This is a genomic window from Mycobacterium sp. 852002-51971_SCH5477799-a, assembly GCF_001667145.1.
GTDB lineage: Bacteria > Actinomycetota > Actinomycetes > Mycobacteriales > Mycobacteriaceae > Mycobacterium.
Genome location: NZ_LZIF01000039.1, coordinates 111,128 through 118,259, shown reverse-complemented (window position 1 = coordinate 118,259; position 7,132 = coordinate 111,128). Strand labels below are relative to the sequence as shown.

Here is a 7,132-nt window from a genome sequence, read left to right as displayed (position 1 = left end):
TCGGGGGGTACGGGTACGCGCCACCCGAATGGTAGGGACCGGGTCCGCCCGGCGGGTAGGGACCAGGCCCGCCCGGCGGATACGGACCGGGGCCGCCCTGCGGATACGGACCGGGGCCGCCCTGCGGATACGGACCGGACCCGCCCGGCGGTTGGCCACCCCAATTCGGGTCCTGCCCATACGGATTGCTTCCGTAGGATCCCTGGCCGTAGGGACCGCCGGGAGGAGCCGTCATGGAAAACCACCCTTACTCTCGTCGACCACAGCCGTCACCGGATGACGGCGGGTTCACTCTTCGGGCTTGACCTTGGCCATCGCCAGCACATCGAGCCGCCGGTCGAGTTCGTCGATCGACAACTTGTCGCCGATCAGGCCGCGATCGATCACGGTCTGACGAATCGTCTTGCGCTCCTTGAGCGCTTGTTTGGCCACTGCGGCGGCCTCCTCGTAGCCGATCGCCGAGTTCAGCGGCGTCACGATGGACGGCGACGACTCGGCCAGCTCGCGCAGGTGTTCGACATTGGCGGCCAGCCCGGTGATGCAGCGCTCGGCGAACAGCTTCGACACGTTAGTCAGCAGCTTGAAGGACTCGAGGATGTTGCGGGCCATCATCGGGATGTAGACGTTGAGCTCGAACGCACCGTTGCCACCGCCCCACGCGACCGCGGCGTCGTTGCCGATCACCTGTGCGGCGACCTGTGTAACGGCCTCGGGCAGAACGGGGTTCACCTTGCCGGGCATGATCGAGCTGCCCGGCTGCAGGTCGGGCAGCTGGATCTCGGCCAGGCCGGTCAGCGGGCCCGACCCCATCCAGCGAACGTCGTTGGCGATCTTGGTCAGCGACACCGCGATGGTCCGCAGCGCGCCGGAAGCCTCGACCAGCCCGTCGCGCGCCGCCTGCGCCTCGAATGAATTTGCCGCCGTGCGTAATTCGCTCAAGCCAGTGGAGGTGACCAGCGTTTCGACGACCTTCGCGCCGAAACCGTCGGGCGCGTTCAGCCCGGTGCCGACCGCGGTGCCACCGATCGCCAGTTCACCCAGGCGCGGCAGCGTGGCGCGCACTCGTTCGATGCCCGCCTCGACCTGGCGGGCATATCCGCTGAATTCCTGACCGAGCGTCACCGGGACGGCGTCCATCAGGTGGGTGCGGCCCGACTTGACCACGGTGTGCCACTCGCGGGCCTTGCCGGCCAGGGCGTCATGCAGCACCTCGAGCGCCGGGATGAGATGACGCACGGCGGCCTCGGTGGCCGCGATGTGGGTTGCAGTGGGGAAGGTGTCGTTCGATGACTGCGACATGTTGACGTCGTCGTTGGGGTGCACCGTCACGCCGTTGGCGGCGGCGATGCTGGCGATCACCTCGTTGGTGTTCATGTTGGAGCTGGTGCCCGAACCGGTCTGGAAGACATCGATGGGGAACTGGTCGTCGTGCCGGCCGTCGGCGATCTCGGCCGCCGCGGCGATGATCGCGTCGGCCTTCTCCGGCGCCAGCAGCCCAAGGTCCTTGTTGACTTGCGCGCAAGCGCCTTTGAGCAAGCCCAACGCGCGGATCTGGGTGCGCTCCAGGCCGCGGCCCGAGATCGGGAAGTTCTCGACCGCGCGCTGAGTTTGGGCGCGCCACAACGCTTTTGCGGGCACCCGGACCTCGCCCATGGTGTCGTGCTCGATGCGGTACTCGGCGTCGTCAGTGGCCATCGGGTGTGGGTTCCTCGTTCTTCGATGTAGTGGTCAGGGTAGGGGATAGGCGGCGGAGGTATCGCCGGTGAAGTCGATGGCGGAGTACTCGTTGAGTTTCGAAAGCCGGTGGTAGGCCTCGATCATCCGGACGGTTCCCGACTTCGACCGCATGACGATCGACTGCGTGGTGCAGCCGCCGGGGTAGTACTGCACGCCCTTGAGCAGGTCGCCGTTGGTGACCCCGGTGGCGCAGAAGAACACGTTGTCGCCGGACACCAGGTCCTCGGTGGTCAGCACCTGGTCGAGGTCGTAGCCGGCGTCGATGGCCTTCTGGCGTTCCTCGTTGTCCGTGGGAGCCAGCTGAGCCTGGATGGCGCCGCCCATACAGCGGATGGCGGCGGCGGCGATGATGCCTTCGGGTGTGCCACCGATCCCGGCCAGCATGTCGGTGCCCGAGTGCGGCCGGCATGCCGAGATCGCGCCGGCGACGTCGCCGTCGGTGATCAGCCGGATCCGGGCTCCGGTGGTCCGCACGTCCTCGATCAGCTTGGCGTGCCGTGGCCGGTCCAGGATGCACACCGTCATGTCGCGCACCGAGAGCGCCTTGACCTTGGCGACGGCCTTGATGTTCTCGGAGATCGGGGCGGTGATGTCGAGCACATGCGCGGCCTCGGGACCGACGGCGATCTTGTTCATGTAGAACACCGCCGACGGGTCGAACATCGCGCCGCGGTCGGCGACCGCCAGCACCGAAATGGCGTTGGGCATGCCCTTGCTCATCAGCGTGGTGCCGTCGATCGGATCTACCGCGAAGTCGCAGTCGGCGCCGTCACCGTTGCCGACCTCCTCGCCGTTGTACAGCATCGGAGCGTGGTCCTTCTCGCCCTCGCCGATGACGACGACGCCGCGCATCGACACTGTGTTGACCAGCTCGCGCATCGCGTCGACGGCCGCCCCGTCGCCACCCTCTTTGTCGCCACGTCCGACCCAGCGACCTGCGGCCATGGCCCCGGCCTCGGTGACCCGCACCAGTTCCAGAGCCAGGTTGCGATCCGGAGCCTCACCACGCGGTCGGCCCTGCGCTGGGGCCCGGCCGGAGGTGGCGGTCGAGCGGTCGCCCTCAACTGTCATGGTTGTCGATTGTCCCAGAAGCGGATCGGTCCGCTGGAACTGGGATACTTGGGGAATGACGGAGGAGCCGCCGCTGAACGCCCAGCTCGATGGGAACGTGGCCGGCGCGCCTTCTCCGCAGGCCGGACCGGCCCCCAGGCCGGCGAAACCGCGGTTGTTGCAGGACGGCCGGGACATGTTCTGGTCCCTGATTCCGCTGGTCATCGGGTGCGTGGTGCTGGCGGGGATGCTGGGCATGTGCTCGTTTCAGCTCGGCAGCCACCAAGGCCCCGTCCCGTCGTATGACGCGGGCGCGGCCCTGCGTGCCGACGCGTCCGCGCTCGGCTTTCCGGTCCGGCAACCGCGGCTTCCCGCGGGGTGGCAGGCCAACTCCGGCCACCGCGGCGGTATCCAGGGCGGACGGACCGACCCGGCGAGCGGTCAACGAGTGAACGCCCCCATCTCGGTCGTCGGTTACATCGGTCCGACCGGAATGTATCTGAGCCTGACCCAGAGCAACGCCGACGAGGACAAGCTCGTCAATTCGATCCATCCATCGGCCTACCCGAGCGGAGCGGTCGATGTCGGCGGAACCAGTTGGGTGGTCTATCAGGGTTCCGGCCAAGACGGCGCGGACGCCGAGCCGGTGTGGACGACCCGGCTCAGCGCTCCGGGCGGCGCCACCCAAATCGCGATAACCGGCGCCGGAAACACCGATCAGTTCCGTACGCTGGCGTCGGCAACGCAATCGCAACTGCCGTTGCCGAGCCGTTAACTCACCGCGCGAGCGAAGGAATTCTGTCAAGGTGACTGCACCAGAGGCTGATCTGTCCGGATGGTCGGTGGCACCGTTCAGCGGTGGCGGATACACCCATGACGTGTACCGCAAGGGCACCGGCCCCGGGGTGGTGCTGATTCCCGAGATTCCCGGCATTCATCCCGGTGTGCTCGCCCTGGGTAATCACCTGGTGGACAACGGCTTCACCGTCGCCATGCCGTCGCTGTTCGGCGAGCCAGGCAAGGCCAAGACACCCGGCTACCTCCTCGGCGCCATCGGGAGGGCTTGTGTGGCAAGGGAATTCGCGGCGCTCGCGCTTAACAAGCAGCGGCCGGTGGCGCTGTTCCTGCGCGCGCTGGCCGGTGATCTCAACGCATCGACGCCGGGCCAGGGTGTCGGCGTGATCGGCCAATGCTTCACCGGCGGGTTCGCGCTGGCCGCCGCGGTCGACGACAGCGTGCTGGCGCCGGTGCTGTCGCAGCCGTCGGTCCCGTTTCCGCTGGGCGCCGCGCGGCGCCGCGACCCCGGCCTGAGCGAATCGGAGCTGGCCACCGTGGCCGGCCGGTGCGCCAATGATGGCCTGTGCGCCATGGGCCTGCGGTTCAGCGAGGACAAGATGGCGCCCGGCGAGCGGTTCGCGACGCTCAAGGACCGCCTCGGTGACGCCTTCGACGTGATCGACATCGATTCGGGCCCCGGCAATCAGCACGGCTTCGGCAAGATGGCGCACTCGGTGCTCACCGACGAGGTCCGCGAAGTCGACGGCCACCCCGCCTACGAGGCCCGCAAGCGAGTGGTCGAGTTCCTCACCCAACGCCTTTTCTAGGTTTCTCAGGAGATCCTGCACGCGCATGGCAATCGACGACCTGGTGGTCGAAACCAACTACGGCCCGGTCCGCGGCGCCGAAGAGCAGGGCGTCAAGGCGTGGAAGGGCGTTCGGTATGCGGCCGCTCCCGTCGGCGAGCTGCGGTTCCGGGCGCCCCAACCGCCCGCGCGGTGGACCGAGGTCGCCGACGCCACCGCATTCGGGCCGGCCTGCCCGCAACCGAGATTTCCCAACCTGCCATTGGATTTGGGCGCGCCGCAGGGCGAAGATTGCCTGCGGCTCAACGTTTGGACGTCTGCTGACACCAAGCCGGGTGACGCCAAACCGGTGATGGTGTGGGTGCACGGAGGCGCCTACGTCCTGGGGTCGAGCAGCCAGACGCTCTACGACGGACGAAGACTGGTCAGCCACGGCGACGTCGTCGTGGTGACCGTCAACTATCGGCTTGGCGTGCTGGGCTTTCTCGACATGTCATCGTTCGAGGGCGCAGGCCCGGCTTTCGACTCGAACGTGGGGCTGCGCGACGTGCTGGCGGCGCTGGAGTGGGTGCGCGACAACATCGCTGGCTTCGGCGGCGATCCGCAGCGGGTCACGCTGTTCGGCGAGTCCGCCGGAGCCGGCATCGTCACCACGCTGCTGGCCAGCCCTGCGGCCGAGGGTCTGTTCGCCCGGGCGATCGCGCAAAGTTCGCCGGCCACTTCGGTGTACGACCGCGAACGTGCGGGACGGGTGGCGCGGGCCATCCTCGACCGGCTCGGGCTCACCCCGTCGGAATCCCAACGGCTGGTGGAGATCCCGTTGAGCGTGATCCTAACCGCGTCGCAACGGGTGTTCGACGAAGTGCCGGCGCGCAACCCGGGAACGCTCGCGTTCGTCCCGATCGTCGACGGCGACATCCTGACCGACTACCCCGTCAAGCTGGCGCAAGCGGGCCGCTCAAATCCGGTCCCGCTGATCATCGGCACCAACAAGCACGAGGCGATGCTTTTCCGGTTGCTCAGGTCGCCGCTCATGCCGATCACTCCGAGGGCGATCACGTCGTTGTTCAACCAGATCGCCGCCGAACAACCCGATCTGCAGTTGCCCACCGAAGAGGAGATAGTCTCGACGTATACGGGATTGCGGCGTCGGGCACGGAGTTTGAGCATCGCGACGGACGTCGGGTTCCGGATGCCGTCGGTGTGGCTCGCCGAGGGGCACGCCCGCGTGGCGCCGGTGTATCTCTACCGGTTCGATTACGCCACCCCATTGCTGAAGCTGACGATGGTCGGGGCCGCCCATGCCACCGAATTGCCTTACGTCTGGGGCACTCTCGGTGCGCCCAAGGATCCCACGCTGATGCTGGGCGGCACCAAGTCCGCGAAGGCGGTGTCCAAGAGGGTGCGGACCCGATGGATCAACTTCGCCGCGCACGCCACGCCGGCGGGGCCCGCCGGTGAGCCGGAATGGACGCCGTATACGGACGAGCGTTCCTGTCTGATCATCGATCGCCGTGACGCCATCGAGCGCGATGTCGACGCCAGCATCCGCGCGGCCTGGGGCAGCGAGATGGTGAGCTTCCGCTAGGCGGTCGGTTCTAGTGCTATCTGCCGGCCGGTGCCGCGGAGGCCTTGCCCGCCAAGGCCTGTCGCTTCATTTCGTGGAACATGTCGACGTAGTACGACAGGCATTCCGCCAGCGCCTGCTCGGTATTGAACAAGGGTTGGTACCCGAGATCGCGGGACGCTTTCGCGATCGAGAAGAAATTGTCCAGATACAGCCGCTCGACGGCGAGCGGCTCGAGCAGCGGCGCCGGTATTCCGAACCGGAAATGCAGCCGCTGCCAACCCGTCATCGCCGCGCGCACGATGGGGCCGTTCACCCGGACCCGCGGCCACTTCTCCCCGCAGGCCTCGACCACCGGCCTGGCGAACTCGAACATGTTGATCGGCTCGGCATCGTTGATGAAGTAGGCCTGGCCGGGCGCGGTGCCGCCGGGGGCCAGGTGTTGCGCCGCCAGGATGAAACCGTGAATCAGGTTGTGCACGTACGAGTTATCCAACCGGGCCGACTTGCGCCCGATCAGCACCTTGACGTGGCCGGCGATCACGCTTTCGAACAGCTTGCGAAACATCGTTTGATCGCCGCGGCCCCAGATGCCACTGGGTCGAATCGCGCACGTCAACAGGCCGTCAACGCCGTTCTGGCCCAGGACGAATCGTTCGGCGATCACTTTGGTCTCGGTGTAGAGGTCGTTGAACCGGTTGGTGTAAGGCAGCGTCTCGTCGCCGCCGGTGATGTTCTGGCCGCCCATGACGACGCTGTTGGACGAGGTGTAGACGAAGCGCTGCACCCCGGCGGCCTGCCCGGCCCGGACCAGGTTCTCGGTGCCGCCGACATTGACTCCGAAGCTGCGCTGCCGGTACTCGTCGGTCACCGATGCGCCGCCCATCAGGTCGATGATCGCCGCGGTGTGAAAGACGGTGTCAATGCCGTCGACCGCTTGGGCGCACACCGCCGTGTCGGTGATGTCGCCCTGCAGCACCTCGAGCTGTGGATGTGGTGGCAGCGGCGAGGGCGCGCGGTCGAAGGAGCGGACCTGATGTCCGCGGTCGAGCAAGGTGGACACCAGGTTGGCGCCGACGAATCCGGAGCCCCCGGTGACCAGGACGCGGCCGAGTTCGGCCGTCAGTGATGCATCACCCATGGCCGAAAGCATAACTGAAACGTGTTCCAGTTTGGGAAGAAATTTTTGCCTAAG

The 7,132-nt window shown here is 67.2% G+C and carries 6 protein-coding genes and 1 pseudogene; 3 read left to right on the top strand and 4 right to left on the bottom strand.

What is annotated here, in order from left to right:
• The 3 genes and pseudogenes from A5753_RS24715 to glpX form a co-directional block, all read right to left on the bottom strand.
• Positions 1–235: pseudogene (locus A5753_RS24715) on the bottom strand (hypothetical protein); the annotation flags it as partial.
• 53 nt (positions 236–288) lie between these two features.
• A complete protein-coding gene (locus tag A5753_RS04100) occupies positions 289–1,695 on the bottom strand; it encodes a class II fumarate hydratase (protein WP_067123696.1) in 1,407 nt (468 codons plus the stop codon).
• A gap of 33 nt (positions 1,696–1,728) precedes the next feature.
• Entirely contained in the window at positions 1,729–2,808 is a 1,080-nt protein-coding gene (gene glpX, locus A5753_RS04095) for a class II fructose-bisphosphatase (protein WP_156655932.1), read from the bottom strand.
• Between the two features lie 55 nt (positions 2,809–2,863).
• On the opposite strand from glpX, the gene A5753_RS04090 reads away from it, so the two are divergent.
• Genes A5753_RS04090 through A5753_RS04080 form a run of 3 tightly spaced genes read left to right on the top strand, consistent with a single transcriptional unit; the run spans position 2,864 to position 5,958 of the window.
• Positions 2,864–3,562 (top strand): DUF4245 domain-containing protein, encoded by a 699-nt coding sequence (locus A5753_RS04090; RefSeq protein ID WP_067123695.1) that lies wholly within the window; start codon positions 2,864–2,866, stop codon positions 3,560–3,562.
• A gap of 31 nt (positions 3,563–3,593) precedes the next feature.
• Positions 3,594–4,391: a dienelactone hydrolase family protein gene (locus A5753_RS04085; protein WP_067123693.1), complete on the top strand. Its 798-nt coding sequence runs from the start codon at positions 3,594–3,596 to the stop codon at positions 4,389–4,391.
• A gap of 25 nt (positions 4,392–4,416) precedes the next feature.
• Positions 4,417–5,958, top strand: coding sequence for a carboxylesterase/lipase family protein (locus A5753_RS04080; RefSeq protein ID WP_067123691.1), 1,542 nt, complete (start codon positions 4,417–4,419; stop codon positions 5,956–5,958).
• 16 nt (positions 5,959–5,974) lie between these two features.
• On the opposite strand, the gene A5753_RS04075 is transcribed toward A5753_RS04080, so the two are convergent.
• On the bottom strand, positions 5,975–7,090 hold the full coding sequence (locus A5753_RS04075) for an NAD-dependent epimerase/dehydratase family protein (RefSeq protein WP_067123689.1): 1,116 nt from the start codon (positions 7,088–7,090) through the stop codon (positions 5,975–5,977).
• Positions 7,091–7,132 lie beyond the last annotated feature (42 nt).

Coding starts and splice junctions, on each gene's coding strand:
- A5753_RS04100 (WP_067123696.1), bottom strand. CDS start 1,695: ATGGCCACTGACGACGCCGAGTACCGCATCGAGCACGACACCATGGGC.
- A5753_RS04080 (WP_067123691.1), top strand. CDS start 4,417: ATGGCAATCGACGACCTGGTGGTCGAAACCAACTACGGCCCGGTCCGC.
- A5753_RS04075 (WP_067123689.1), bottom strand. CDS start 7,090: ATGCTTTCGGCCATGGGTGATGCATCACTGACGGCCGAACTCGGCCGC.
- A5753_RS04090 (WP_067123695.1), top strand. CDS start 2,864: ATGACGGAGGAGCCGCCGCTGAACGCCCAGCTCGATGGGAACGTGGCC.
- glpX (WP_156655932.1), bottom strand. CDS start 2,808: ATGACAGTTGAGGGCGACCGCTCGACCGCCACCTCCGGCCGGGCCCCA.